Annotated in this window: 26 protein-coding genes and 1 pseudogene; 12 read left to right on the forward strand and 15 right to left on the reverse strand. The window is 62.7% G+C overall.

Translation table 11 applies throughout. From position 1 onward, the window contains the following. The first annotated feature begins 46 nt into the window (after window positions 1-46). Window positions 47-616: a methylated-DNA--[protein]-cysteine S-methyltransferase gene (locus AB6802_RS05345; RefSeq protein WP_371008979.1), complete on the forward strand. Its 570-nt coding sequence runs from the start codon at window positions 47-49 to the stop codon at window positions 614-616. Window positions 617-732: 116 nt separating this feature from the next. On the opposite strand, the gene AB6802_RS05350 is transcribed toward AB6802_RS05345, so the two are convergent. Then, window positions 733-1,059, reverse strand: coding sequence for a hypothetical protein (locus tag AB6802_RS05350; RefSeq protein WP_371008980.1), 327 nt, complete (start codon window positions 1,057-1,059; stop codon window positions 733-735). Window positions 1,060-1,441: 382 nt separating this feature from the next. Here AB6802_RS05350 and AB6802_RS05355 point away from each other — a divergent pair, with 382 nt between their 5' ends. Further along, window positions 1,442-1,654, forward strand: coding sequence for a cold-shock protein (locus tag AB6802_RS05355; protein WP_140821395.1), 213 nt, complete (start codon window positions 1,442-1,444; stop codon window positions 1,652-1,654). 414 nt (window positions 1,655-2,068) lie between these two features. Here the strand turns inward: AB6802_RS05355 and AB6802_RS05360 are convergent, their stop codons facing one another. The 3 genes from AB6802_RS05360 to AB6802_RS05370 all read right to left on the reverse strand — a co-directional run bounded on the left by AB6802_RS05360 (window position 2,069) and on the right by AB6802_RS05370 (window position 4,548). Continuing rightward, complete coding sequence (locus AB6802_RS05360; protein WP_371008981.1) at window positions 2,069-2,677, reverse strand: glutathione S-transferase family protein; 609 nt, start codon at window positions 2,675-2,677, stop codon at window positions 2,069-2,071. A gap of 114 nt (window positions 2,678-2,791) precedes the next feature. Then, window positions 2,792-3,652, reverse strand: a complete 861-nt coding sequence (locus AB6802_RS05365) for an EAL domain-containing protein (protein WP_371008982.1) — start codon at window positions 3,650-3,652, stop codon at window positions 2,792-2,794. Further along, the gene (locus AB6802_RS05370; protein WP_371008983.1) at window positions 3,649-4,548 is read right to left on the reverse strand and encodes an EAL domain-containing protein; all 900 of its coding nucleotides are present in this window, start codon (window positions 4,546-4,548) and stop codon (window positions 3,649-3,651) included. Before AB6802_RS05370 ends, AB6802_RS05365 begins: the two co-directional genes overlap by 4 nt. Window positions 4,549-4,758: 210 nt before the next feature. On the opposite strand from AB6802_RS05370, the gene AB6802_RS05375 reads away from it, so the two are divergent. After that, entirely contained in the window at window positions 4,759-5,961 is a 1,203-nt protein-coding gene (locus AB6802_RS05375; protein WP_371008984.1) for a pyridoxal phosphate-dependent aminotransferase, read from the forward strand. A gap of 305 nt (window positions 5,962-6,266) precedes the next feature. On the opposite strand, the gene AB6802_RS05380 is transcribed toward AB6802_RS05375, so the two are convergent. After that, window positions 6,267-6,662, reverse strand: a complete 396-nt coding sequence (locus AB6802_RS05380) for a cupin domain-containing protein (RefSeq protein ID WP_371008985.1) — start codon at window positions 6,660-6,662, stop codon at window positions 6,267-6,269. Window positions 6,663-7,117: 455 nt separating this feature from the next. On the opposite strand from AB6802_RS05380, the pseudogene AB6802_RS05385 reads away from it, so the two are divergent. The 3 genes and pseudogenes from AB6802_RS05385 to AB6802_RS05395 form a co-directional block, all read left to right on the forward strand. Next, window positions 7,118-7,461, forward strand: a pseudogene (locus AB6802_RS05385) (EAL domain-containing protein); the annotation flags it as partial. A gap of 219 nt (window positions 7,462-7,680) precedes the next feature. Continuing rightward, window positions 7,681-9,732: an elongation factor G gene (locus tag AB6802_RS05390; protein WP_371008986.1), complete on the forward strand. Its 2,052-nt coding sequence runs from the start codon at window positions 7,681-7,683 to the stop codon at window positions 9,730-9,732. Window positions 9,733-10,413: 681 nt separating this feature from the next. Beyond that, window positions 10,414-10,911 (forward strand): isoprenylcysteine carboxylmethyltransferase family protein, encoded by a 498-nt coding sequence (locus AB6802_RS05395; RefSeq protein WP_371008987.1) that lies wholly within the window; start codon window positions 10,414-10,416, stop codon window positions 10,909-10,911. Between the two features lie 157 nt (window positions 10,912-11,068). On the opposite strand, the gene AB6802_RS05400 is transcribed toward AB6802_RS05395, so the two are convergent. Next, the gene (locus tag AB6802_RS05400; RefSeq protein WP_371008988.1) at window positions 11,069-11,965 is read right to left on the reverse strand and encodes a LysR family transcriptional regulator; all 897 of its coding nucleotides are present in this window, start codon (window positions 11,963-11,965) and stop codon (window positions 11,069-11,071) included. A gap of 72 nt (window positions 11,966-12,037) precedes the next feature. Then, entirely contained in the window at window positions 12,038-13,012 is a 975-nt protein-coding gene (trxB, locus tag AB6802_RS05405) for a thioredoxin-disulfide reductase (RefSeq protein ID WP_371008989.1), read from the reverse strand. Window positions 13,013-13,247: 235 nt separating this feature from the next. On the opposite strand from trxB, the gene AB6802_RS05410 reads away from it, so the two are divergent. Beyond that, complete coding sequence (locus AB6802_RS05410) at window positions 13,248-13,724, forward strand: Lrp/AsnC family transcriptional regulator (protein WP_371008990.1); 477 nt, start codon at window positions 13,248-13,250, stop codon at window positions 13,722-13,724. 66 nt (window positions 13,725-13,790) lie between these two features. Here AB6802_RS05410 and AB6802_RS05415 read toward each other — a convergent pair whose 3' ends face one another. The 6 genes from AB6802_RS05415 to AB6802_RS05440 all read right to left on the reverse strand — a co-directional run bounded on the left by AB6802_RS05415 (window position 13,791) and on the right by AB6802_RS05440 (window position 17,919). After that, window positions 13,791-14,423 (reverse strand): D-glycero-alpha-D-manno-heptose-1,7-bisphosphate 7-phosphatase, encoded by a 633-nt coding sequence (locus AB6802_RS05415; protein ID WP_371008991.1) that lies wholly within the window; start codon window positions 14,421-14,423, stop codon window positions 13,791-13,793. After that, entirely contained in the window at window positions 14,416-14,988 is a 573-nt protein-coding gene (locus AB6802_RS05420) for an SIS domain-containing protein (RefSeq protein WP_371008992.1), read from the reverse strand. The genes AB6802_RS05415 and AB6802_RS05420 overlap by 8 nt, the downstream gene beginning before the upstream one ends. A gap of 8 nt (window positions 14,989-14,996) precedes the next feature. Continuing rightward, entirely contained in the window at window positions 14,997-16,481 is a 1,485-nt protein-coding gene (gene rfaE1 / locus AB6802_RS05425; protein ID WP_371008993.1) for a D-glycero-beta-D-manno-heptose-7-phosphate kinase, read from the reverse strand. Window positions 16,482-16,609: 128 nt separating this feature from the next. Next, window positions 16,610-17,242 (reverse strand): LysE family translocator, encoded by a 633-nt coding sequence (locus AB6802_RS05430; protein ID WP_371008994.1) that lies wholly within the window; start codon window positions 17,240-17,242, stop codon window positions 16,610-16,612. A 34-nt stretch (window positions 17,243-17,276) separates the two neighbouring features. Further along, window positions 17,277-17,690: a hypothetical protein gene (locus AB6802_RS05435; protein WP_371008995.1), complete on the reverse strand. Its 414-nt coding sequence runs from the start codon at window positions 17,688-17,690 to the stop codon at window positions 17,277-17,279. Beyond that, window positions 17,683-17,919: a type II toxin-antitoxin system Phd/YefM family antitoxin gene (locus tag AB6802_RS05440; protein WP_371008996.1), complete on the reverse strand. Its 237-nt coding sequence runs from the start codon at window positions 17,917-17,919 to the stop codon at window positions 17,683-17,685. Before AB6802_RS05440 ends, AB6802_RS05435 begins: the two co-directional genes overlap by 8 nt. 144 nt (window positions 17,920-18,063) lie before the next feature. Between AB6802_RS05440 and rfaD the strand changes: the two genes are divergently transcribed. Genes rfaD through waaC form a run of 3 tightly spaced genes read left to right on the forward strand, consistent with a single transcriptional unit; the run spans window position 18,064 to window position 20,965 of the window. Continuing rightward, a complete protein-coding gene (gene rfaD, locus AB6802_RS05445; protein ID WP_371008997.1) occupies window positions 18,064-19,014 on the forward strand; it encodes an ADP-glyceromanno-heptose 6-epimerase in 951 nt (316 codons plus the stop codon). Further along, window positions 18,987-19,994 carry a lipopolysaccharide heptosyltransferase II gene (gene waaF / locus AB6802_RS05450; RefSeq protein ID WP_371008998.1) on the forward strand — a complete coding sequence of 336 codons (1,008 nt, stop codon included), beginning with the start codon at window positions 18,987-18,989 and terminating at the stop codon, window positions 19,992-19,994. Before rfaD ends, waaF begins: the two co-directional genes overlap by 28 nt. Further along, the gene (gene waaC, locus AB6802_RS05455) at window positions 19,991-20,965 is read left to right on the forward strand and encodes a lipopolysaccharide heptosyltransferase I (protein ID WP_371008999.1); all 975 of its coding nucleotides are present in this window, start codon (window positions 19,991-19,993) and stop codon (window positions 20,963-20,965) included. The genes waaF and waaC overlap by 4 nt, the downstream gene beginning before the upstream one ends. A 237-nt stretch (window positions 20,966-21,202) precedes the next feature. Here the strand turns inward: waaC and greA are convergent, their stop codons facing one another. Further along, window positions 21,203-21,676, reverse strand: a complete 474-nt coding sequence (greA, locus tag AB6802_RS05460; RefSeq protein WP_371009000.1) for a transcription elongation factor GreA — start codon at window positions 21,674-21,676, stop codon at window positions 21,203-21,205. 277 nt (window positions 21,677-21,953) lie between these two features. Further along, entirely contained in the window at window positions 21,954-22,490 is a 537-nt protein-coding gene (locus tag AB6802_RS05465; RefSeq protein ID WP_371009001.1) for a tetratricopeptide repeat protein, read from the reverse strand. Window positions 22,491-22,668: 178 nt separating this feature from the next. Here AB6802_RS05465 and AB6802_RS05470 point away from each other — a divergent pair, with 178 nt between their 5' ends. Both AB6802_RS05470 and AB6802_RS05475 read left to right on the forward strand, forming a co-directional pair. Beyond that, a complete protein-coding gene (locus AB6802_RS05470) occupies window positions 22,669-23,094 on the forward strand; it encodes a DUF3775 domain-containing protein (RefSeq protein ID WP_371009002.1) in 426 nt (141 codons plus the stop codon). A 706-nt stretch (window positions 23,095-23,800) separates the two neighbouring features. After that, the gene (locus AB6802_RS05475; RefSeq protein ID WP_371009003.1) at window positions 23,801-24,490 is read left to right on the forward strand and encodes an extensin family protein; all 690 of its coding nucleotides are present in this window, start codon (window positions 23,801-23,803) and stop codon (window positions 24,488-24,490) included. Window positions 24,491-24,605: the final 115 nt, after the last annotated feature.

Genomic DNA, 24,605 nt, shown 5'->3' on the forward strand with positions numbered 1-24,605 from the left:
TCCGGATATGTACTCGTTTTTCGCCGTTTTACGGAAGGAACACGCCATGAAACCCACCTCTGAGATCACGGCCGGCCACGCAGTGTTAGAAACAGTGATCGGCTTCATGGCGATAGCCTGGAGCGAAAAGGGCCTGATCCGCGTCTGCCTGCCCGAGCGCAGCCGCGAAACGGTCGAGCGCCGACTGTTCCGTCACCCGGGCGTCTCCACCTCGACGGAGCAGCCAGGGTGGATCGTCGAGCTGATCGCTTCGATCAAGGCCTATGCGGCCGGCGAGGATATCGACTTCTCCGGCGTGCCGGTCGACCTTGACGGCGTCGATGATTTTCGCCTCGCCATCTACGGCGCCGCGCGCAAACTCGGCTTCGGCGAGACCACCACCTATGGCGAGCTGGCCAAACGCGCCGGCCACAGCGGACTTGCCCGCGAAACCGGTGCCGCTCTTGGCGCCAACCCGGTGCCGCTGGTCATCCCTTGCCATCGCATCCTGGCGGCAGGCGGCAAGATCGGCGGCTTCTCGGCGCCGGGCGGCTCGTCCACCAAGGAAAAGATGCTGGCCATGGAAGGCGTGCGCGTCGGCCCGCCGCCCGCCGCGCAGGCGTCATTTGGGTTCTGAGGGCGCCGCACTTAGAGTCCGTTTCGAAACTCGCTCCCGCGAGTCAGATGGCGGTGGCATCGAGAACCGGAGCGGAGCGTACTTGTAGTACGTGAGTAGAGTTTCCAAATGAACTCTTAGCGGCGGTGGGGGAATCGGCGACGGAAATGGTCGAAATCCGGCCGCTTGCAGACATAGACCGCGCAGGACTTGGTGTCGGCGCTCGGCACATAGGCGCGGGACCGCACCTCGCCCATGTTGCAGAAGCGCTCGTCGCGCACATAGCGGTCGTAGAGCGGCAGGCCTGGCACACGTGTCGACTGGTAGCGCAGGATGACCGCGCCTTGCCTGGCGATCGTCGCCTGCACCCGATCGCAGCTCATGCGGGTCGGGTCGTAGCGCGAGACGGCCTGTGCCTCGGCGGCCACCAGCACGAGGCAAGCAGCAAGCAGAATGGTTTTCATGGTTCCTCTCCCAAAGCAATTCCAGGAAAAGTGCGCAGCGGTTTTCCGTCTGGAATTGCGTCAAAGCAGAATTTAGAGCGGTTCGACGTTTTGTAAAACGACGACCCCTCCAGAACGGCGAGCATGTTCATCCCTCCACAACGCGCGGCGCGTGTCAAAACTTCCTTCGATACTTCTGTTCGGTTCCGGCGGTTTGCTGTCGGCGCCCATGCGGACCATCTTGTTTTCTAGGCAAAATCATCCTATATGCGTCCCATTGAATTTGGCCGATCGATCGGGCCTCGCGATACCTCGCGTTTGCTGACGTCTATCTCCAAAATTTCGATGCAACCGGCCGGACGTTGGTCCGGTCAAACGTAAGCAAATGTGGAAGGGCATTTAGATGGCAACTGGTACGGTCAAGTGGTTCAACGCCACCAAGGGCTACGGCTTCATCCAGCCTGACAATGGCGGCGCGGACGTTTTCGTCCACATCTCCGCTGTCGAGCGGGCTGGCATGACCAGCCTCGTCGAAGGCCAGAAAATCAACTTCGAGATCGAGCAGGACCGCCGCACCGGCAAGTCCGCCGCTGGGTCTCTGAGCAAGGCAGCCTGATTTTTGCGAATGGCGCGCACTGGGCGAGAGCCTGGGGCGCGCGGCAAGTCACGGATGTACTGACGGTCGCGCGATAAGCGCGCCGGAGCGAAAGAACCGACACGCTGGAACAGCAGATAGCTGCCAGCCCGGACCGGACGCTCCCGATCAGGCTACCGAAATGGGAAGGCGGGATTTATCCCGCCTTTTTGTTTGTCTGGAGTCGGGGCGAAGCTGCTTTCTTCTCCCCGTCACTATACGGGGAGAAGTGCCCGGCAGGGCGATGAGGGGCGGCGCCAACATTTCAGGACTACCCGTCACAGATCAATTTGTAAAAGCTGGCGCTGCCCCTCATCTGGCTGCCGCCATCTTCTCCCCGTAAACGGGGAGAAGGACGCTGTCGCCGAAGGTTTCGCCAATCGCAGAAGTCGCTTCCTACCCCATCCACTCGATCGGCACGTGCCCCTTATCCAGCTCGACGCGCTTCAGCCAGGCCGCCACGGCCGGATAGGCATCGAGCTGGAAGCCGCCTTTCTCGGCGGTGTGGGTGTAGGCGTAGAGCGCGATGTCGGCGACGCTGTAAGAACCGCCGCTGAAAAACGCGTTCTGCTCCAGGTGCCTGTTCATCACACCGAGCGCCTTGTTGCCGCGCTCCAGCGTCGCCGCCAGCCGTTCGGGCGTGGCGTCCTTCGCTCTTTCGGGGAATGTCAGCAGCGCCTTGCGCACGGCGATATAGGGCTCGTGGCTGTACTGCTCGAAGAACAGCCACTGATAGGCCAGACCGCGCTCGTATTTATCGGCCGGCAGGAAGCGGGTGCCTTCGGCGAGATAGAGCAGGATGGCGTTGGATTCGGCGATACGCCGGCCGTCGTCGAGCTCCAGCATTGGCACCATCGCGTTCGGATTCTTGGCGACATAATCGGGCTTGCGCGTGTCGCCGCTATGCGAGCTGACCTCGACCCGGGTGAAGGGGATGCCGAGCTTGGCCATCAACAGCCGCGGCTTGTAGCAATTGCCGCTGTCGCTCATGTCGTAAAGGATCATGCCGTCACCTCGCGCGTCGATAGCAGGCTCTACCGCGCTTCAGCGCAGCTCATCCAGTGATTTGTTCTTGGGGGAAAGCATCAGCGATGCTGATGTGTTTCTGGGGATCCCGCATCAGCGCCGCTGATGCAGGGGCACGACCTTGTTGTCGGTGCCAAGCAGCGCGTCGATGGACAGCGGCTCTTCATTGAAGATCGTGCCGGCGAGCGCCGGGCGGGCAAGATGGAAGCCCTGCAGGAGGTCGACCCCGCCATCCAGCGCGACACGCAGATGCGTCGCCCGCTCGATGCCTTCGACCAGCACCTTGGCGCCACGGTCGTGCAGCATCGAGACCAGCGGCCGGAAGAAGCGTTCGGCCGCGGCATGGCGGCAGAACTCGGCGAACCAGGTGCCGTCGATCTTGACGATATCCGGCGCAAGCAGGCCGATCCGCTGCTCGGTCGAATGTCCGGTGCCGAAATCGTCGATCGCGATGCGGATGCCGTGGCGCCGCATCTCGTGCACCAGGCTGATCAGGACGCCATCGTCGGCCGCCTGTTCGGTGATTTCGCACACAAGCAGGCCCGGCTGCAGGTCGAAGTCACCGAGATGCCTGGTCATCAGCCGGATTTCCGCCAGCGCCCGCCCGAGGTGATCGTTGATCATCGGATTGTAGTTGAAGAACAGCGTCAGCCCATCGGCGCCAATGTTGCGGTAATTGCCGAGATGCAGCATCCGGCACATCGTCTCGACGAACAAACGGTCGGCTTGCGGCACACTGTCGAAGAAGACGGAAGGCGCCACGGGCTGCGCGACACGGCGCGGCTCGATCAGTCCTTCGACGGCCACAGGCTTCAGCACCCTGCCCTGCGGCGCGAAGATCGGCTGATAGGCGCTCCACAGCCGGAACTCGCCATAGACGCCGAACTGGATGCCGATCTCGTCGGCGAAGATCGCCTCGGCGGCGTTGCGCCGCCTTTCGGTATGTCCGGTCATGGCGCGACCTTGCGCCCGAACACCCTTGCCGGTCGCGCCGGCGAAACCGGGCCCGGGGTCGCAGCGGGCGAAATCTTGCTCTCCCCGACCTGGGGCGGCTCGGTACCCTTGCCGAAAACGCGAAAGCTGGTCGGCGCCAATTCCGGCCGGGCGAGCACATAGCCTTGCACCATCGAGGCGCCGGATTTCTCGGCGAGCTCCAATTGCCAGCCTTCCTCGATGCCTTCGAACACGGTGCGGATGCCCTGGTTCTCGAAACTCTGCACCATGGCCGTCAGCAACGCGAAACCGGCGCCGGACTCCATCAATTGCGTGATCCATTGGGCGTCGAATTTGACGATGTCGGGCTTGAGTTCCTTGATGCGGTTGATGTCGGAATCGTCGGCGCCGTAATCGTCGACGGCAATTCGGAAGCCATTGGCCCGCAGCGCCTCGACGAAACTGTAGAGCGTTTCCTGCGAGGCCGACTTCTGCTCGGTCACCTCGCACACGATACGACGCGCATCGATACCGGCCTCGTGCAGCACCAGCCGCATGTCGCGCAACGCCTTATCGGCAATGCTGCGATCGGTGAACACCGACGGGTCGAAATTAACGAAGATCGACGCTTCCTGCGGCAGGCAGGCGCCAGCGTTCAAAAGATGCAGCGTCCGCGTCAGCGCTTCGATATGCAGCCTGTCGGCGGCCGGGCATGTGCCGAAGAAGGCCCCCGGCGACTGCGGCTCGCCATTGCGAAACGGCCGGATCAGGCCCTCGAAAGCCGCGACCGAAAGCTTGCCCTCCTTAAAGGCGAAGATCGGCTGAAACGCGCTCTGCAGCGTATAGATGCCCCAGACACCACTGGAGGTGCCGTCATCGTTGCGGATGATGTGGGCAAGCCCGATGCTGCGCGACAAAGGTTCCTCGTTTCGCAATTCAACCTGCGATCGTGCCAGTCAAGGGTTTACCGGTCGTTGATGAATTTAGCGTTGCCGCTCACGCGGGCTTGACCATGGTCACGCCTCCTTGACCTCTGGCTCATCCAACAATGCTTGCGCTTCCCGCCATGTTGCGACATGAGAAGCGCCGCGGCCGCTCGTGGCCGCTTTCCTAGGAGACATTTTGTCATGGCCTTTCTCGCCGACGCCCTTTCCCGCGTTAAGCCTTCCGCGACCATCGCGGTGACGCAGAAAGCGCGCGAGCTGAAAAATGCCGGCCGTGACATTATCGGCCTCGGCGCCGGCGAGCCGGATTTCGATACGCCCGACAACATCAAGAACGCGGCGATCGAAGCGATCCGCCGCGGAGAGACCAAATACCCGCCGGTTTCGGGCATCGTGCCGCTGCGCGAGGCGATCGCCAAAAAGTTCAAGCGCGAGAACAACCTGGACTACCGGCCGGAGCAGACCATCGTCGGCACCGGCGGCAAGCAGATCCTGTTCAACGCCTTCATGGCGACGCTGAACCCCGGCGACGAGGTCATCATTCCGCGCCCCTACTGGGTTAGCTATCCCGAGATGGTGGCGATCTGCGGCGGCACCTCTGTCTTTGCCGACACCTCGATCGACAACGGCTTCAAGCTGACACCGGCCGTGCTGGAGAAGGCGATCACGCCGAAGACCAAGTGGCTGTTGATGAACTCGCCGTCCAATCCGTCGGGCGCCGCCTACACGGAAGCCGAACTGCGCGCGCTGGCCGATGTGCTGTTGAAGCACCCGCATGTCTGGACGCTGACCGACGACATGTACGAGCATCTGACCTATGGCGACTTCGTCTTCAAGACCATCGCCGAGGTCGAGCCCAGCCTCTATGAGCGCACGCTGACCATGAACGGCGTGTCGAAAGCCTATGCCATGACCGGCTGGCGCATCGGCTATGCGGCAGGTCCAGTCCAACTCATCAAGGCGATGGACATGATCCAGGGTCAGCAGACGTCGGGCGCCTGCACGATCGCGCAATGGGCTTCGGTCGAGGCGCTCAACGGCCCGCAGGATTTCATCGCCAAGAACAAGGCGATCTTCCAGGGGCGGCGCGATCTCGTCGTGTCGATGCTCAACCAGGCGCGCGGCATCACGTGCCCGTCGCCGGAAGGCGCCTTCTATGTCTACCCGTCTTGCGCGCAGCTGATCGGCAAGAAGACGAAGGCAGGCAAGGTCATCGACACCGATGAGACGTTCTGCGCCGAACTGCTCGAGGCCGAAGGTGTGGCGGTGGTGTTCGGCTCGGCCTTTGGCCTCGGTCCGAACTTCCGCATCTCCTACGCCACGTCGGACGCGCTGCTGGAAGAAGCCTGCACCCGTATCCAGCGCTTTACGGGATCGCTGACCTGATCGGCGCAAAGCCACTCAACACCAGAAAAACCCGGCTTCGGCCGGGTTTTTGTTGACGCCTGCATCTGTTGTTTTGCTTCTCTGGCCGAGCGGCAGCGCGACATTGACGATGCTGACATCGAGAAGCGCGACGAAGGAGCCGAGATAGACGGCGCGACGAGCGGCAGGCGGTTGTTCGGTATCATGAATTCCAAACGTGACTCGGCGGCGATTGCGCCATCCGAAAGGGCCGCATCAAGGCGACGATGTGATCAGGAAAGGTCGAGCGGCGCCATTTTGTGCGGGACGCACGGGTAGAGGCGCCGCTATCCGCGATACTGGTCGTCGGAAACCTCTTCCAGCCACTCGGCGTGGACACCGTCCAGCGCCTCCTGCATGGCGATATGCGTCATGACGGTTTTCGCCCCGGCGCCGTGCCAGTGCTTCTCGCCGGGCGCAAACGAGATGACGTCCCCCGCCCTGATCTGTTCGATCGGCCCGCCCCAGCTCTGGGCAAGCCCGGCGCCGGAGGTGACATAAAGCGTCTGGCCAAGCGGATGCGTATGCCAATGCGTGCGGGCGCCCGGCTCGAAGCTGACCAGCGTCGCCCTCAATCGTGCCGGCGCTTCCTTCTCGATGATCGGCGTCTGCAGCACCCGCCCGGTGAAATACTTATCCGGTGCTATGATCGTCGGCACTGTGCCGCACGCAATGATCTTCATCGTCGATTCCCTTTCTCGCGAAACAGCTTGCCGCGAATGCGTGTCCTGCAACACAGTTTCATGCCGACAAGGGTTTGCGCAACCGACGTTTTCAGCTGCCTGACGACGGCGCCGAGGCGGCCCGATAGAAGTTCATTGGCCAGTCAACAAGTTGTCATAAATCGTTGCTTTTTAATCATAAATTCCAACCGATTAATGCCGCGGGGCGGTAGCCGAACTCAATGTTTGTTAACGGCCGCCCCCTAGCCATGTCGTGTGCTGCGGGGGTGCGGACATGAGTACCCTGGCGACGATCAAGGATCACAGCGGCCGTATCTATCGCGGCGTCCAGGCATTGCTCCTGCTGAGCATCGCCGCCACCTCCATTGCCGATTTCGGTCTGACGGATGCTGCTTCGCGCACCGGCGCGTTGGCCATATCGGCGACATCTACCTTGATGGCGCTGCTGGTGCTGCGGCCTCGGCTTCCAGATCGCGTTAGACGACTTCGGCACTGGGCATTGCGGTTTCAACTATTTGAAGTCGCTGCCATCGACAGCGTCAAGATCGACCGCTCCTACATAAGCAGCCTCGCGCATGACCAGGCGGCGCAGATCTTCGTCTCGGCGCTTGCCCAGATCGCGCGCATCCAGGACATCGCCACCGTCGCCGAAGGTGTCGAGACGGCGGAGGAGTTCATGCTTGCGCGCGCGGCCGGCTGCAGCCGTTTCCAGGGCTATTTCTTCGGTCGGCCGGGGCCGCGCGACAAAATGAGCGCCTTGTGCGCCGCGGCTTCCGAGCCGCTCGCTCTCACCGCGTGACAAACAGGCGACCGCCGACAAAACCAAGCCGGCGAATTTCCTATTTTTCTTGCCCTCTCCGCAAACCCGTGTGACGATGGCTTTGGGCAGGAGGAAATAAACCGCCCGCGACGGCCGAACAGGCCGGCCGCCGCTCTTCTAGAGAGTGCGATCCGACGCAAAACCGGTTTCCACTTTTGCCGATCGCTCTCTCGGGAAACGCCTGAGTGGAGGTCAGCCATGGGTACTCGCGCCGGAGGACGACGCACGGGACCGAAATGCATCGCCATAGTCGGTCCCTTTGCAAGCGGTAAGACGACACTTCTCGAAGCAATCCTCGCCCGCACGGGCGCCATTCCCCGCCAGAACCCCGTTTCATCGGGCAGCACTGTTTCCGATCATTCGCCCGAGGCTCGCGCCCACGCCATGAGCGTCGAGGCGAACTTCGCCACCACCGAATTCATGGGCGAGCAATTGACCTTCGTAGACTGCCCCGGCTCGATCGAATTCGCCTTCGAGGCCGAGCCGGTGCTTGCCGCGTGCGATCTCGCGGTTGTCGTCGCCGAGGCCGACGAGAAGAAGATCCCGGCGCTTCAGCTCATCATGCGCAAGCTCGATGAGCTCGCCATTCCACGCATCCTGTTCCTGAACAAGGTCGACAAGGCGGTCGCCGGTGTGCGTGACACGCTGAAGATGCTGCAGCCGGCGAGCTCCATGCCGTTGCTGCTGCGCCAGATTCCCTTGCGCAAGGATGGCGTCGTCATCGGCTCGATCGATCTGGCGCTGGAACGCGCCTACATCTACCGCGAATATGCCGAGAGCGAGGTGGCCGAAATTCCCGGCGACGACAAGGCGCGCGAGCTGGAAGCGCGCTTCTCCATGCTGGAGACGCTCGCCGACCATGACGATCATCTGATGGAACAGTTGCTGGAGGAGATCGAGCCGCCGAAAGATGCGGTCTTCGACGATCTCTCGGCCGACCTGCGCACGGGCGCGGTGACACCGGTGCTGATCGGCACCGCCGAGAAAGGCAACGGCGTGCTGCGCCTGTTGAAGGCGATCCGCCACGATGCGCCGGACGTCGAGGCGACCAGAAAGCGGCTGGGCGTGCCCGACGGCAACCAGACGGTCGTGCAGGTGATGAAGACCATCCACACGGCGCATGGCGGCAAGCTGTCGGTCTCGCGCGTGCTTTCCGGTCAATTGGCCGACGCGGCCGAGTTCTTCCTTTCCAATGGCGACACGGCGAAGGTGTCCGGCATCTACAAGATGCTTGGCAAGGACCAGATCAAACAGACATCCGCCAAGGCCGGCGACACGGTCGCGCTCGGCAAGCTCGATAACGTCAAGACCGGCCAGACGCTGAGCTCCGCCAAGGGCGGCATCAGGCCGCTGGTCGCGCTTGACCCGCCACAGCCGGTCTTTGCCTTTGCGCTGCGTCCCAAGGAGCGCAAGGACGAGGTCAAGATGTCGGCGGCGATCCAGCGCCTTGCCGAGGAGGATCCTTCGCTCGGCCTGCGCCACAACCAGGACTCCGCCGAGACCGTTCTATCTGGGCACGGCGAGATGCATCTGCGCGTGGTGCGCGAACGCCTCGAGGGCAAGAACCAGATTCCGATCGAGGGCCATGCCCCGGCGGTGCCCTATCGCGAAACCATCCGCAAATCCGTGCAGCAGCGCGGCCGCCATAAGAAACAGTCGGGCGGCCACGGTCAGTTCGGCGACGTGGTCATCGAGATCAAGCCGCTGCCGCGTGGCACGGGCTTCCAGTTCTCCGACACCATCACCGGCGGCGTGGTGCCGAAGACCTACATCCAATCGGTGGAGACAGGCGTTCGCGACTATCTGAAGACGGGTCCGCTCGGCTTCCCTGTGGTCGATGTCGCGGTCAACCTCTCGGACGGCTCCTACCACGCGGTCGACTCCTCCGACATGGCCTTCCAGATGGCGGCCAAGCTCGCCATGAAGGAAGGCATGGCCGCCTGCTCGCCGGTCCTGCTGGAGCCTGTGATGAAGGTAGCGATCGTCACGCCTTCCGATGCGACCTCGAGGATCATCGCGCTGATCCCGCAGCGGCGTGGCCAGATCCTCGGCTATGACGCAAGGCCGGACTGGCCGGGCTGGGATGTGGTCGAGGCGACCATGCCGCAGGCCGAAATCGGCGACCTGATCATCGAGCTGCGCTCGGCGACCGCCGGCGTTGCCAGTTACAAGGCCGTTTTCGACCATATGGCCGAACTGACTGGACGCCTCGCCGACGAGGCGATGAACGCCAACGGCAAAGCCGCCTGATCAGGTCGCCAGCCTGAGTAACTGTCGAAGACATGAAAACGGCGTCCGGATGACCCGGACGCCGTTCTATTGCGGACCGTCTTCCTGGGAGGCAACGGCAGGTCCGCCGCATCCGGAAAAATGGTTCGGACGCGGCAGCTGCCTGAGCCCGGTCTTCCGAGTGATGCCCCCATCTCCCGAACCGACCAACCGCGTCCTATGGTCTACTTAATCGATAGAGTGCGTCGGCGACATGTTACCCGATGTTACATGTCACTGTTACGTGGTGGATTTTTTCGATTCTCCCGGAGCCCGCAGGCAAACGGGCAACAAAAAAGCCGGATCAGTAAAGATCCGGCTGAGTTTGATTGGAAGTGCCGATTAAGGCTAACCTCCAGAGGGGAACACTCGAGGGCGCTAATGGGAGGAGAACGCGCCCCGGAGATGACACTATATATCTACTCATCATGCCCAAGAAACAAGCATCTATTTTGCAACACACGCATGCAAAAAGGCGCAGGCTGTGGTCCAACCCATTCCCGGAACCCATAGGACCAGCAAAATAGCCGATTTCAGAACGTTTTCGGGCCGATAGCGACTGCTAAAATACAAAATTGGGGCGTTTTTTCTCGGAATTACGTGAGTCGGCAAATGCTGCCGGTTTCATCAGGCCAAGTTTATTTTTGCGGCAGGAGACCCACGATGCGAACTTTATCAGCAATCGCCGGCAGCGCGCTGTTCCTGGTCGTCGCGCCCGGTGTCGTTGCCGGACTGGCGCCCTGGCTGCTGACCGACAGCTATCGCGCCCCGCTGTCCGCCGTGCCGGGCTTCGTGCCGGCGGGCTTTGTCCTGGTGGTCGGAGCGACTGCAATCCTGCTCCATGCCTTCGCGCGCTTTGCGCTTGAAGGCCTCGGTACACCGGCGCCGGTGGCGCCTACCGAGAAGCTGGTTGTCGGCGGCATCTACCGCCATGTCCGCAACCCGATGTATGTGGCAGTGCTCTCGATCATCCTTGGACAGGCGCTTATTTTCTCGAGCTGGCCGGTCGTGATCTACGGCCTGATCGCCGCCACCGCGATGGTCTCCTTCGTCAAGGTCTATGAAGAGCCGACGCTGGCGCAACGCTATGGCGCCGAATACGAGGCGTACCGCCGCGCCGTACCCGGCTGGCTGCCGCGCATCACGCCGTGGCGCGATTAGCTGTTTAACCGGCGCAGGGTGTGTCGAGATTCAGGTCAGGCCGAGTCGAAAATGGTGGGTTCCGAGAACCGGAGCGGAGCGTACTTTTCGTACGTGAGCACCGGAAGCGCAGGAACCCGCCATTTGCAGGCCGGCCTCACCTGAATATCGACACACCCTAATACGACCAGCTGCGTGCCTTGGCGATGATAAAGTCGCGGAAGACATGCAGCTTCGCCTGGTTCTTCATCGCGTCCGGATAGGCGAAATAGGTGTCGAAGGACGGCACCTCGGTTTCGGGCAGCAGCTGGACAAGGTTGGTATCCTTGCTGATCACGTAGTCGGGCAGCATGGCGATGCCGGCGCCGCCCTGCACGGCCCGCTTGATCGACAGGATGTCGTTGATTTGCAGCGTCGGCACCCGCTGCCCGCCCTCGAAATCGCCGACCGTCTCCAGCCAGTTCAGCTCCGACAGATGCGAGGGCACCGGCAAGCCGAAGGTAACGATGCGATGATTCCTGAGTTCGGCGATCGAAGCCGGCTTGCCGAATTTCGCGATATAGGAGGGTGCGGCATAGAGATGGAAATGCACGGTGAACAAGCGGCGCTGGATAAGGTCCGGCTGTTGCGGCTGGCGCAGTCGTATAGCGCAATCGGCCTGGCGCATGGTGAGGTCGAGCTCCTCATTGGCGAGGATCAGCTGCAGGCTGATCTCTGGATAAAGCTCGATGAATTCCTGCACGCGTTCGGTCAGCCAGCCAGCGCCCAGGCCCACCGTGGTCGTTACCCTCAGCACACCGGACGGCCGGTCCTTGGTCTCGGTCAACCGGGTCTTGATCGTCTCCAGCTTCATCAGCACGTCATGCGCCGTGCGAAACAGCATCTCGCCCTGCTCGGTCAGCACCAGCCCGCGCGCGTGGCGATGGAATAACGGCACGCCGACATCGTGCTCCAGCGCGCTGACCTGCCGCGAAATCGCCGATTGCGACAGGTGCAGTGTCTCGGCGGCGTGGGTGAACGATCCAGCCTCCGCCGCTGCGTGAAATACGCGTAGCTTGTCCCAGTCCAGCGCCATGATTCCCCTCGCGTTGCGTTTGGCGTCTGAATGAAAAATCAGGCTTTTAAACGGCCTTTCTCAGCCGATTTGTCATTCCGCCGCTTCGCGGTGAACCTCGATCCCCGCCAGGTACTTCTCCGCCTCGAGCGCCGCCATGCAACCAAGCCCGGCCGCCGTCACCGCCTGGCGGTAGACATCGTCGGTAACATCGCCGGCGGCAAACACGCCGGGCACATCGGTGCGGGTCGAATCCGGCGCCGTCCACAGATAGCCGTTCGGCTTCTGCTTCAGCTTGCCGGCGAAGAGCTCGACCGCCGGCGCGTGGCCGATGGCGACGAACACGCCATCGATCTTGAGATGGCTGATCTCGCCGGTCACCGCATTTTTGAGCTTCAGCCCTTCGACCGAAGGCGGCAGCGGCGTCTTGCCCGGCCGGCCGGTGATCTCGTCGACGACCGTGTCCCAAATGACGTGGACATTGTCCTTCTTCAGCAGCCGCTCGCGCAGGATGCGCTCGGCACGGAAATCGTTGCGCCGATGAATGACTGTCACGCTCTTTGCCAGATTGGAGAGGTAGAGCGCCTCCTCCACGGCCGAATTGCCGCCGCCGATGACCGCCACATCCTTGCCGCGATAGAAGAAGCCGTCGCAGGTGGCGCAAGCCGACACGCCAAAACCCATGAAGGTCTGTTCTGTCGGAATACCCAGCCACTTGGCCTGCGCGCCCGTGGCGATGATCAGCGCGTCGGCCGTATAGGTCGTGCCGGAATCGCCCTTGGCGCGGAACGGCCGCACATTGAGGTCGACCTCGGTGATGATGTCGTTGATGATGTCGGTGCCGACATGCTCGGCCTGCTTGAGCATCTGCTCCATCAGCCAAGGTCCCTGGATTGGGTCGGCGAAGCCGGGGTAGTTTTCGACATCGGTGGTGATCATCAGCTGGCCGCCCTGCTGCAGGCCGGCAACGAGCATCGGCTTCAGCATGGCGCGCGCGGCGTAGACCGCCGCCGTATAGCCGGCAGGGCCGGAACCGATAATGAGAACAGGCGCGTGTTTGGTGCTCATGAAAAAGTCCCCTGCGGCGCAAGGCCGTGGTTTTGTCGAGGATAATGTAAGGGTTGCCACCCATGGCAGCAAGGCGAACGGACCGTCGTCCCCGGAAAGCTGTGGCCAATCAGCTATTCGCGAAATCGCGGCTTTTGTTACGCTAGAAAAATCGCGCCGATGAGGGCTGGCGCGGACACAAAAGTCGTTTAATTACAAAATTGCGAAAGATTCTTGCGCCTAAGCCGAGACAGCCATGCCGCTCAAAGCCGACCTCGACGCCATCGACTGGAAGATCCTGCGCGAGCTGCAGGGTGACGGGCGCATGACCAATGTCGAATTGTCGAGCCGTGTCGGCATCTCGGCGCCGCCCTGCCTTCGCCGTGTCAGGCGGCTGGAGGAGGCAGGCATCATCCGCGGCTACCGCGCCCTGCTCAACGCGCCGGCGCTCGGCATGGATGTCGTCGCCTTCTGCCTGATCGGCCTGCATCACCAGGCCGATGCAGAGCTGAAAACCTTCGCCGAACGCACGCGCGGCTGGCCGATCGTGCGTGACGCCTGGATGGTGTCGGGTGAATCCGATTTCCTGCTGCATTGCGTGGCGAGCGATCTCGGCACCTTTCAGACCTTCGTCATCGAGGAGCTGGCCTCGGCGCCCAATGTCGACACGGTGCGCACCGCTTTGACCATCCGTCGTGTCAAGGATGAGGGGCTGGTGGCCTTTCCCCCTTAACGCGCCGACCTTCGATAACGCGTCGGAAATCAATGGCCTGGGGCCCGGCTCTGAATCAATCCGTGATCAAAGCGATTGGATGGCGGTAACCAGTCCATCCAGGTCATGCGCATCGCGGAGCGGCAGAACCGAAAGCCCATCCATCGTTGAAGCGTCGCCGTCGACGAGCCAGCCGCGCGCGAGGCCGGCGCCCCGGCCCGCTTCCATATCGGCGGATTTGTCGCCGACGATCAGCGATCGCTTCAAGTCCAGGCCAAGCCGCCGCCCTGCCTCGATCAGCATGCCCGGATTTGGCTTGCGCATCGGATGGTCGGCAACAGCCAACGGACCCGATCCCGCCTCATGGTAAGCGCAGGCAAGCACCATATCGACGAAGGCATTCTGTTCGGCCAGAAGATCGAGCACACGGCCATTGACCTTGGCGAAAGCGTCCCAGCCGAAATAGCCGCGCGCGATGCCGGACTGGTTGGTGACGACAGCGACCGGAATGCCGCGTTGGTTGGCGGCCTCGATTACTTGCGCCATGCCGTCGCGCAAAATTATCGCATCCGGATCGTCGGGATAGCCGGTATCGACATTGATCGTGCCGTCGCGGTCGAGAAACAGCGCCGGCAGGCCGGCTGCAAAGGCCCTTGCTCCGACGCGTTCGACCCAAAGGCCGGGCTCGGCAAGCGGAAGACCAGCGTCGCCGTCAGCCATTGCTGAGGCGCGCTTCGACCACCTCGCACAGATAATGGTAGAGGCACAGATGCCCCTGTTGGATGATCGGCGTCGAGGTCGACGGCACGTTGAGCAGGATGTCGCTCAGCAGCGCGAGCTTGCCGCCGGTGTCACCGGTCAGGCTGATCACCGTCATTCCCATCGTCCGCGCCTGTTCGGCCGCCGCGAGGATGCTCGGCGAATTGCCGCTGGTCGAGATCGCCAGCAGCACCGCGCCTTCCGATCCATGCGCCTCGACCTGGCGCGAGAAGACGGTGTCGAAGCCATAGTCGTTGCCCCAGGCCGTCAGCACCGCCGCGTTGGCCGGCAGCGCGATGACATTGTAGGCCTTGCGCTCCTTGAGGAAGCGGCCGACCAGTTCGCCAGCGATGTGGATGGCATCGCTGGCCGAGCCGCCATTGCCGCAGATCAGAAGAGCTTTCCCCGACGCAAGCGCCGCCACCACCGCGCTCGCGGCGCGTTCCATTGCGCCCGACAGGTCACGCTCGACCGTCGCGGTGATCGCGGCCGCGGAGCGGACCAGATAGTCGTTGAGTTCAGACATCGAAACCCTCAGTTTGCGGCGCGCATCTTGCCGATCGTGTTGGTCGTGCTCTTGCCGGCGACGAGATCGACCAGCACCACGCGCCCGCCCGCCTTCTGCACCACATCGGCGCCGACGACGGTCTCGACCGTATAGTCCGCGCCCTTGACCAGAATGTCGGGGAGCAGCGCCTCGATGAGCTTGAGCGGCGTATCCTCTTCGAAGACGACGACGGCGTCGACGGAAGCAAGGGCGGCGAGCACGCAGGCGCGGTCATGCTGGTCGTTGACCGGGCGGCCCACCCCTTTCAGCCGGCGCACCGAGGCGTCACTGTTGAGGCCGAGCACCAGCCGGTCGCATTGGCTGCGCGCGGCATGCAAGAGGCTGACATGGCCGGCATGCAGGATATCGAAACAGCCATTGGTGAAGCCGACCGTCAGCCCTTCATCCTTCCACGCCGCGACCATCCGGGCGGCGGCATTGGCGTCGAGAATGGCATCGATATGGGCGACCGGCCCATGCGAGCGGAACAGCGCGCCGGAAAGCTCCTCCACCGACAGCCGCGCCGTGCCGCGTTTGCCGACGACGACGCCGCCCGCCGCATTGGCGATCACGGCGGCGTGCACCCGGTCGGCCCCGGCTGCCAGCGAAAGCGCGAAGCTTGCAATGACGGTATCGCCGGCGCCCGAAACGTCGAACACTTCGCGCGCCTGCGTGGAGATATGGCGGGCGTCTTCGGCGCTCACCACGCTCATGCCCTTTTCGCTGCGCGTGGCGACGATGAATTCGAAATCATGCGCCGCGATCAGATCGCGCGCGGCAGCCACGATCTCATCGTCGCTGAACACCTTGCGGCCGGCCGCCTCGCCAAGCTCCTTGCGGTTCGGGGTGACCGCTGTGGCGCCCGCATAGCGCGCATAGTCGTGGCCTTTCGGATCGACCAGCACCGGCTTGCCGGCGTCGCGGCAGATCGCGATCAGCTCGGCTGCCACGCCCTCGAGCAGGATGCCCTTGCCGTAATCGGACAGGATGACGATGTCGGCGCGGGCAAGTGCGGCCTGGAAATGGTCGATGAGTTTTGCCCGCTCGGCGGCGGTGAGCGGCTTGATCTCTTCCTCGTCGAAACGCAGCACCTGCTGGTTGAGCGCGCTGAAGCGGCTCTTCGACGAGGTCATGCGGCCCTTCCGCTGCAGCAAGCCGTCGGTATCTACGCCGACCTCGCCGAGCATGCGCATCAGATTGTCGCCGGCCTGGTCGGCGCCGATCACCGAGACGGGAATGGCGGCCGCGCCCAGCGATACAATGTTGGAGACGACGTTGCCGGCGCCGCCTATGGCCAGCATTTCGCCCCTGCCGTGCAGCACCGGTATCGGCGCTTCCGGCGAGATCCGCTCGATGACGCCGCTGACGAAACGGTCGAGGATGAAATCGCCGACCACCAGCACAGTGGCCTCGCCAAAGCCGGCGATGGTGCGATGCAAGGGTTCAGGAGAGGGCAGATGCTGTTTGATCATCTTAACTCGAGGCAGGCCAAAAAAGGGCCAGGCTTGGTTAGGTTGCGGCGCCGAAATTGTGACGCCGATCGTTCAACGCGATGCGGATATACCGCAATTCGGGTCAGTGCAACGCTGGCCCGCCTACCTCAGCTCTTCTGCAGGGCGACATGAACGCCGAGACCGACCAGCACGGCGCCGCCTGCCCGTTGCATCAGGCGCTGCGCCCGGCTGGACCGGCGAAGGCGCGCGATCATGGCGCCGGCGAGGAACACGCAGGCGATATCGGCCGAGGAGAACATCAGGTTGACGATGGTTCCTAGCACCACGAATTGCAGCCAGACCGGCAGCGCCGTCGAGGCGTCGATGAATTGCGGCAGGAACGCCATGAAGAAGATCGCCGTCTTGGGATTGAGCACCTCGACGGTGATGCTCTCGAAAAAGGCGCGGCGAGCCGATTTCCGCTCGATGGCGGGCAAGGCCGCCTCGCCATCCGCACGCTTTCGGAACAGGCAGACGCCGAGCCAGATCAGATAAAGCGCGCCGATCAGCTTGACCGCCATATAGAGCGGCGGCACGGCGTGAAACAGCACCGACAGGCCGGCGGCGGCCGCGAAGACATGCACATAGCCGCCGAGATGGATGCCAAGTGCGGCTGTCAGCCCGGACCAGCGCCCACGCGCCATGGTCTGCGCCGCCGCATAGAGCATGGCGGGACCGGGAATGTAGGCGAAGATCGCCGTGGTGGCGAAAAACGCGACAAGCAGTTCGGGCGACGGCATTTCTCTTGTCCCTCATGATCCGAATTTAGGCGGTTCAGTCTGCACGCGGAATGGATTTGGATTGGCTTGTCCGGACAGCTGCTATGAAAGCGGCCATGACTTTCTTATGAAATGACGGACTGAACGCGCCGATCCGGGCATTGGGTTCAGAATAGGCTGAAGATTCCAGGATATCGTGATTGTACTCGTCGACTATGACCCAAAGGGGAATGGGGTCAAGACCGGCGCGGCGGCATTCAATTTCCGGAACGCTGACGGCGATGCGATCACGGCCCGGCTGCGAGGAGGTGATTGCAAGGATGAAGAGATTCGTGCCGCCGGCTTTGCCGGGAAGGACGGCCACGAAGGCGGCGGGTCGGGCCTTGCGGCCTTCGGTCTCGCCGTCTTCATGCTGGCGATACCACAGATATGGATACCGCCAGACGTCGGCGGCATGAGGTTTAATCACGATTCAACTCTGCGGAATATTCCTCAAGCATCTCGACATGATCGGGCGGGGCGTCCTTGGCAGCGTAAGCGCGGCGGCTGTCGTCGACGAAGCGAGCCTCGTAGGTCTCTATGCTCATTAGAACGTATCTCGGCTTGTTGTGACGGGTGATGGAAACGGGTTGCTGGCTGGCAGCTGCAAGCACGTCACCGAGATGCTGTTTCAGATCGGTCGACGGATACTGTTTCATGGGACGCTCCATTTTATACATAATAGACAAAACAGACAAAATGGACAAGCGTGGGAATGGTGGCGGAGGGCGACGCCCGCTTTTGTCGACAGCCCGGCTGACCTCCCTTATAAGAGCCGGAATCGCAAGCAGACAGAGGCCATCATGATCATCGTCACGGGCGGCGCCGGCATGATCGGCTCCAACATCGTCGCCGCTCTCAACGCTGAAGGGCATGACGACATCGTCGTCGTCGACGATCTGACCGACGGCCACAAGATCGCCAACCTGGCAGATCTCAAGATCGCCGACTATCTCGACAAGGATGATTTCTGCGCGCTGCTCGAAGCAGGCGCGCTCGGCCGCATCGAGGCGGTGTTCCATCAGGGCGCCTGCTCGACCACCACGGAGTGGAACGGCAAGTTCATGATGGAGGTCAACTACGCCTATTCGAAGCGGCTCTTGCATGCCTGCCTCGAACTGCGCGTGCCCTTCCTCTATGCATCCTCGGCCTCCGTCTATGGCGGCGGCAGCGAGTTCCGCGAGGAGCCCGCCTTCGAGCGGCCGCTCAATGCCTATGCCTATTCGAAGAAGCTGTTCGACGATTACGTCCGCCGCAACGTCTTCGACACCGATCATTCGCAAGTGGCGGGCTTGCGCTACTTCAATGTCTACGGGCCGCGCGAGGCGCATAAGGGCGCCATGGCCTCGGTCGCTTTCCATTTGTTCAACCAGGTCGAGCGCGGTGAAAACCCGAAACTGTTCGGCGCTTATGGCGACTTCGGGCCCGGCGAGCAGAGCCGCGACTTCATCCATGTCGGTGACGTCGCCGACGTTAATCTCTGGCTGTGGAAGCGGGGGCTGAGCGGCATATTCAACTGCGGCACCGGCCGCGCGCAGCCGTTCCGGGCGATTGCCGAGACCGTGATCGATACGCTTGGCAAGGGCGAGATCGAGTTCATTCCCTTCCCCGACCACCTCAAGGGCAGCTATCAGAGTTTTACGCAGGCTGATATGTCCCGCTTGCGCGCGGCCGGCTACAATGGCCAATTCCGCACCGTCGAAACCGGCGTGAGAGACTATGTCGAATGGCTGAAAGCCCAACGATCCTCGTGATCGGCCCACGCTGGGTGGGCGACATGGTCATGGCGCAGTGCCTGTTTTCAGCGCTGAAGGAAAGATATCCCAACGCCGCGATCGACGTGCTGGCGCCTGGCTGGGCAGCGCCCCTGGTCAAGCGCATGCCGGAAATTCGCTGCCAGATCGACTTTCCGCTGATGCCCGGCGCGCTCGAATTCCGCAGCCGCCGGCGTTTCGGCCGCCTGCTGCGCGGCCGCTACGACATGGCTTACGTGCTGCCCGGCAGCTGGAAATCGGCGCTGATCCCGTTTTTTGCCCGCATTCCGCGCCGCGTCGGAAACTTGCGCGAAATGCGTTACGGCCTTTTGACCGATGTCGTGCCGCTAGCCGACGGGCTGAAGCGGCGCACGGCGCGGGCCTATTTCGGCCTCGCCCGTGGCGGCACGTTCCGCATGCCCAAGCTCACCATCGATACCGCCAACCAGGCGGCTCTGCTGGCACGGTTCGGACTGACCGGACAGGATTTCGTCGCCTTGATGCCGGGCGCCGAATTCGGCCCGGCAAAGCGCTGGCCGAGCGACCACTATGCCGAGCTTGCGCGGGACATGATGGCAAAGGGCCTCGGCGTCGCCTTGCTCGGCTCGAAGAACGATGCCGACGTGACCGGCGAGATCGCAGCGCTTGCGCCTGGAGCCATCGACCTTGCCGGCAAGACCCGGCTCGAGGACGCCATCGACCTGATCGCCGCGGCAAAACTCGCGGTTTCGAACGACAGCGGCCTGATGCATGTCGCGGCTGCCGTCGGCACGCCGATCGTCGCCGTCTACGGCTCGACCTCGCCCGAGAACACGCCGCCGCTGACGGACCGTTCGGAGCTGATCTGGCTGCATCTGTCCTGTTCGCCCTGCCACAAGAAGGTCTGCCCGCTCGGCCACCTCAACTGCCTGAAGACGCTCGATGTCGCGCGCGTCGCGGCGGCCGCCGACCGGCTACTCAAGGTTCCAGCGACCGCATGAAGGTGCTGATCGTCAAGACATCGTCGATGGGCGACGTCATCCACACTTTTCCCGCCGTCGAGGACGCGCTGCGCAATCGCCCCGATGTGACGTTCGACTGGTGCGTGGAAGAGACTTTTGCCGGCATCGTTGCCCTCCATCCGGCGATCCGGACCATCCACAAGGTGGCGATCCGGCGCTGGCGCAAGCAGCTTTTCGACAGCGGCACGTGGCGCGAGATGGCTGGGCTGCGCCGGGCATTGCGAGCTTCCCGCTACGATCTGGTCATCGACGCGCAAGGCCTGTTGAAGTCGGCTCTGGTCGCCGTCCAGGCTGGCGCGCCGATTGCCGGCTTAGACCGCGCCAGCGCGCGCGAGCCCTCCGCGACGCTGTTTTACCGGCGCAAATATGCCGTGCCGCGCGATCTGCATGCCATCGAGCGCACGCGCCGGCTGTTCGGCCTGGCGCTGGATTATCAGCCGGACCTAGCGGTGCTTGGCTCCGGCATCGTGCCGCCGGCGGGCGGACTTTCCAATGTCGAGGGCAAGACCGCGTTCCTGCTGCACGGCACCAGCCGCGAGGACAAGAAATGGCCGGTCGAGGGCTGGATCGAAACCGCACGCTTGCTGGCTGCCAGGCAGTTCACGCCGGTCGTCACATGGTCGAACGAAGCGGAAAAGAACGTCGCGGAAGCGATCGTTGGCGCTGTGCCGCAAGCGGTGCTGGTGCCGAAATCGCAGCTTTCCGAAATAGCCGCGATCCTCGGTCGGTCGGCGCTCGTCATCGGCGCTGATACCGGCCTGACCCATCTCGCCAGCGCCTTCGGCCTGCCGACGGTCGCCATTTTCCTGGCGACCGAACCTGGCCTCACCGGCCCCCACGGACCGTTCGCGTCGACCTTGCTGGCGCCAACCGACGGCAAAGTTACGTCGGTTGAGGTGATGGCCGAGGCGGAACGATTGCTGGCGCTCAGATCAGCGGCGCCAGCGTGAGGACCTTTTCAGAATTCGCTCTGGCGAGTCGAATGGCGTGGTTTTCGAGAACCGGAGCGGAGCGTACTTAAAGTACGTGAGCACCGGAAGCGCAGAAAACCGCACGCACATGACCCCGAAAATCGAGTTCGATTTTCGGAAAGGATCATGCGCAAACCAAGTTCTACCGCGTCCTTTGCGCGTCCGAAAGGACGCGCGGCGCTGTAGTCGGCCGCCAGAGTAATTATCAAAAGGTCCTTAGATGAACTGCACCTGGACGATCTCGTAACCCCTGGCACCGCCAGGAGCGTTGACCTCGATGGCGTCGCCGACTTCCTTGCCGATCAGTGCCCGCGCGATCGGCGAAGAGATCGAAATGCGGCCGGACTTCACGTCGGCTTCCTGGTCGCCGACGATCTGGTAGGTCTTCTTCTCTTCGGTGTCTTCGTCGACGAGCACGACCGTCGCGCCGAACTTGACCTTGTCGCCGGACAGCTTCGAAACGTCGATGACCTCGGCGCGCGCGATCAGGTCCTCGAGTTCGTTGACCCGGCCTTCGTTGTGGCTCTGCGACTCTTTGGCCGCGTGATATTCGGCATTTTCGGACAGGTCGCCATGCGAGCGCGCCTCGGAGATCGCCTCGATGATGCGCGGACGCTCTGACTGCTGGCGCCAGCGCAGTTCTTCCTTCAATGACGCGAACCCCTCGCCTGTCATCGGGACCTTGATCATGATGCCTGACCTTTCCTGCCGCCACCCCCGCTTTTCGGGAATGGCCTTGTCAATGGGTACAAAAAGAAAACGGTCCGGCAGCCTCGGGCTAACGGAACCGTTTCACCGCAATTTCCCGCAATATAGCGATCTTCGCGCGATTTTCACGCCCAAAAATGAAAGTCCGGCAAAATGATCACCGCTTTCGCGCAAGGCCGCCGGCGACCGATAGAAGCGATCGATGTCAAAAAACCGGCCGCGATCGCTCGCAGCCGGTTCGAAAGCCAGGGACGCTCGATCAGCTCCTCAGGAAATGATCGATCTGCTCGGAGAGCATGCCGTATTCGCGCGAGTCCTTGCCGGTGCGCTTCTCGATTTCGCTGAGCTGCTGCTGGGCGCCGGCGAGATCGCCGATCTGCAGATGCGCCTCGCCGAGATATTCGCGCACCAGCGTGTAGTTCGGATCGATGCGCAGCGCTTCCTCATAGTAGCCGAGACCGACGGTGACGCGGCCGGAATGGCGATGCGAATAGCCGAGATAATTGAGGATCCGCGGGTCCTGCTTGTTGGCGGCTAAAGTCAGCACCGAGATCGCCTCGTCGTAGCGTCCGGCCATCGCCAGGTCGTGACCCGCCGCATAGATGCTGTCGTCGTCCAGCATGCCATATTGCGGCACGACGCATTTCTGCTTCTTCTTGTCCCAGACCTCGCCCTTCTTGCATTTGGTGGTCGTCTGGGTATCGCCACCACCGCCTGCGCCGGCGGTATAAGCCGGCGCGACGAACAGCGGCAGCGCCGCAATCGCCAGAACCTGAACAAGCAAACGTCTGCGCATCGAAGCCTCCATGTTGAGCTTGAGAATTCCAGACTAACGCCGCCTCGCTCGCGTTTCATCCCGAAATGCCGGCCAAGGCGCAACTATTTCGAAAACCCGGCAGGGCGGCCTTGTCCACGGACGTGACGCGCGCCGCAAATCCGCTATCATCGCGGCAGCGCATCACGTGGAGAAGGCCGTGCAGCAGCGCATCGAGCAGGAATGGGATCTTTCGATCGACCCGGACACGGTGCGCCTGTTCATCCTCAAGGCCAAGGCGCTGAGCGCGGCCGTCAATGAGGACTATGACGACGGCGCCGAGCATGAGGTCGAGTTCGACGGCGATACCCATGACAACCACCATCATGACGGCCTGGCCGAGGAAGCCTCGGAAGACCTCACCGAAGAGGAATTCCGCGAGCTGATCAACGATCTCAATGTCGACGAGGCAGCCGAACTGGTTGCGCTCGTCTGGGTCGGGCGCGGCGACTATGACGCTTCCGAATGGACTGATGCCGTGGCCGCCGCCAAGGAGCGCTCCAACAAGCGCACGGCCAAATACCTGCTCGGCATGCCGCTGCTGGCCGACTGGCTGGAGGAAGGGCTGGAGGCGATCGGCGCATGACGGCGTGGTAACCGATCGTGATCGAGCGCAGGCGCCCTGTGCAGCAACTTGCCGAGGCCGGCGCCGTTTAGGGCAAATGGCAGCGCTTTTCCTTTCCAGAATGTGCGTGTTGGCGCTGGCCATGGTGATGGCCGGCTTGTTCGCCACCTCTGCCGACGCCAGGCATCACAGGCGTCACAAGCCGCTGACACCGCGGGTGGAGCAGCCACTGACGCCGCGGGCCGACCAGCCGCTGAAGCCGCGTGGCAAGCACCACCTGAAGGCGCGGGCCAACCGGCATATCGCCCCGAAGAAGACAAAGGACACGCCAGCTCCGCCGCCCTCGCCCGATAGTGTTTCGATGCCGAAGGCAGGTCCCCCAGAGGCAAAGAAACCCGACGCTGGGATTGAAGACCAAAACACCAAAGCTCCCAAGACCGACGGCCCGCCAGAGCGGTGGAAAGAAGAAAAGCCTCTTGATAAAAAGCCGGGCGAGCCCAAACCGTCAGCCCCGGAGCCCTCAACCGATACGCAAAGCGAGCCCGAACCGCCGGCCGTGGTTCCGATTCCGACAGAAAAGCCTCTTGAGAAAGAACGGGCTCTGCCCGAACCGTCGACCGTGGTGCCGATCCCTACTGAAAAGCCCCTTGAGAAGAGGCAGGCGGAGCCCGAACCCTCAGCTCCGGAGCCGTCAACCGATACGGAAAGCGAGCCCGAGCCGCCGGGCGTGGTGCCGATCCCTACCGAAAAGCCCGACATCGCAGAACCGCAGGGTGAGCCGCCGGCCGTCGCCCCGCAACCGCCCGAAAAACCGACCGATGTCGAGAAGATGCTTCCCGATCCGCGCTCGGCCGACCTGCCCGACGCGAAAATGCCCGCCGACGAGATCGCCTGTCGCGAGCGGCTGAACGCGCTTGGCGTCGAATTCGAGGAGCACAAGGCGGAAAGCTATCCCGAAATCGGCTGTTCGATCCCCTACCCGATCGTGCTGAAGTCGCTCGGCAGATCCGTCGCCATCGGACCGGCAACCGAGCTCAATTGTCCGATGGCCGAGGCCGCCGCCCGCTTTGCCGTCGATGTCATCCAGCCGGCGGCGAAGGCTGAATTCGGCGCCGACCTGAAATCGATCGACCAGGCATCGGCCTTTGTCTGCCGGCCACGCCACGGCACCAGGAAACTATCCGAGCACGCCTTCGGCAACGCGCTCGACATCGCCTCCTTCACCCTCTCCGACGGCAAGAAGATCGAAGTCGGCCCGGCTCCGCCCGAGAAGGATGCAAAATTCCTCAACGCGGTCCGCAAAGCCGCCTGCGGGCCGTTCAAGACCGTGCTCGGTCCAGGCGCCGATCCCGACCATGCGCTGCATTTCCATCTCGACCTCGAACCGCGCCGTCATGGCGGCACTTTCTGCCAGTAATTGAACAGAACAGCGCCGCAATTCGGCCCCAGGCGTGAATGACGCCGCTGATCTTTCCTTTACTCTTGCCCGTTAACCTTGTGCCATTCGGGGACAAGGATGCCTTTCGATGGCT

This window comes from Mesorhizobium sp. RCC_202 (genome assembly GCF_041355295.1).
Taxonomy (GTDB): domain Bacteria; phylum Pseudomonadota; class Alphaproteobacteria; order Rhizobiales; family Rhizobiaceae; genus Mesorhizobium.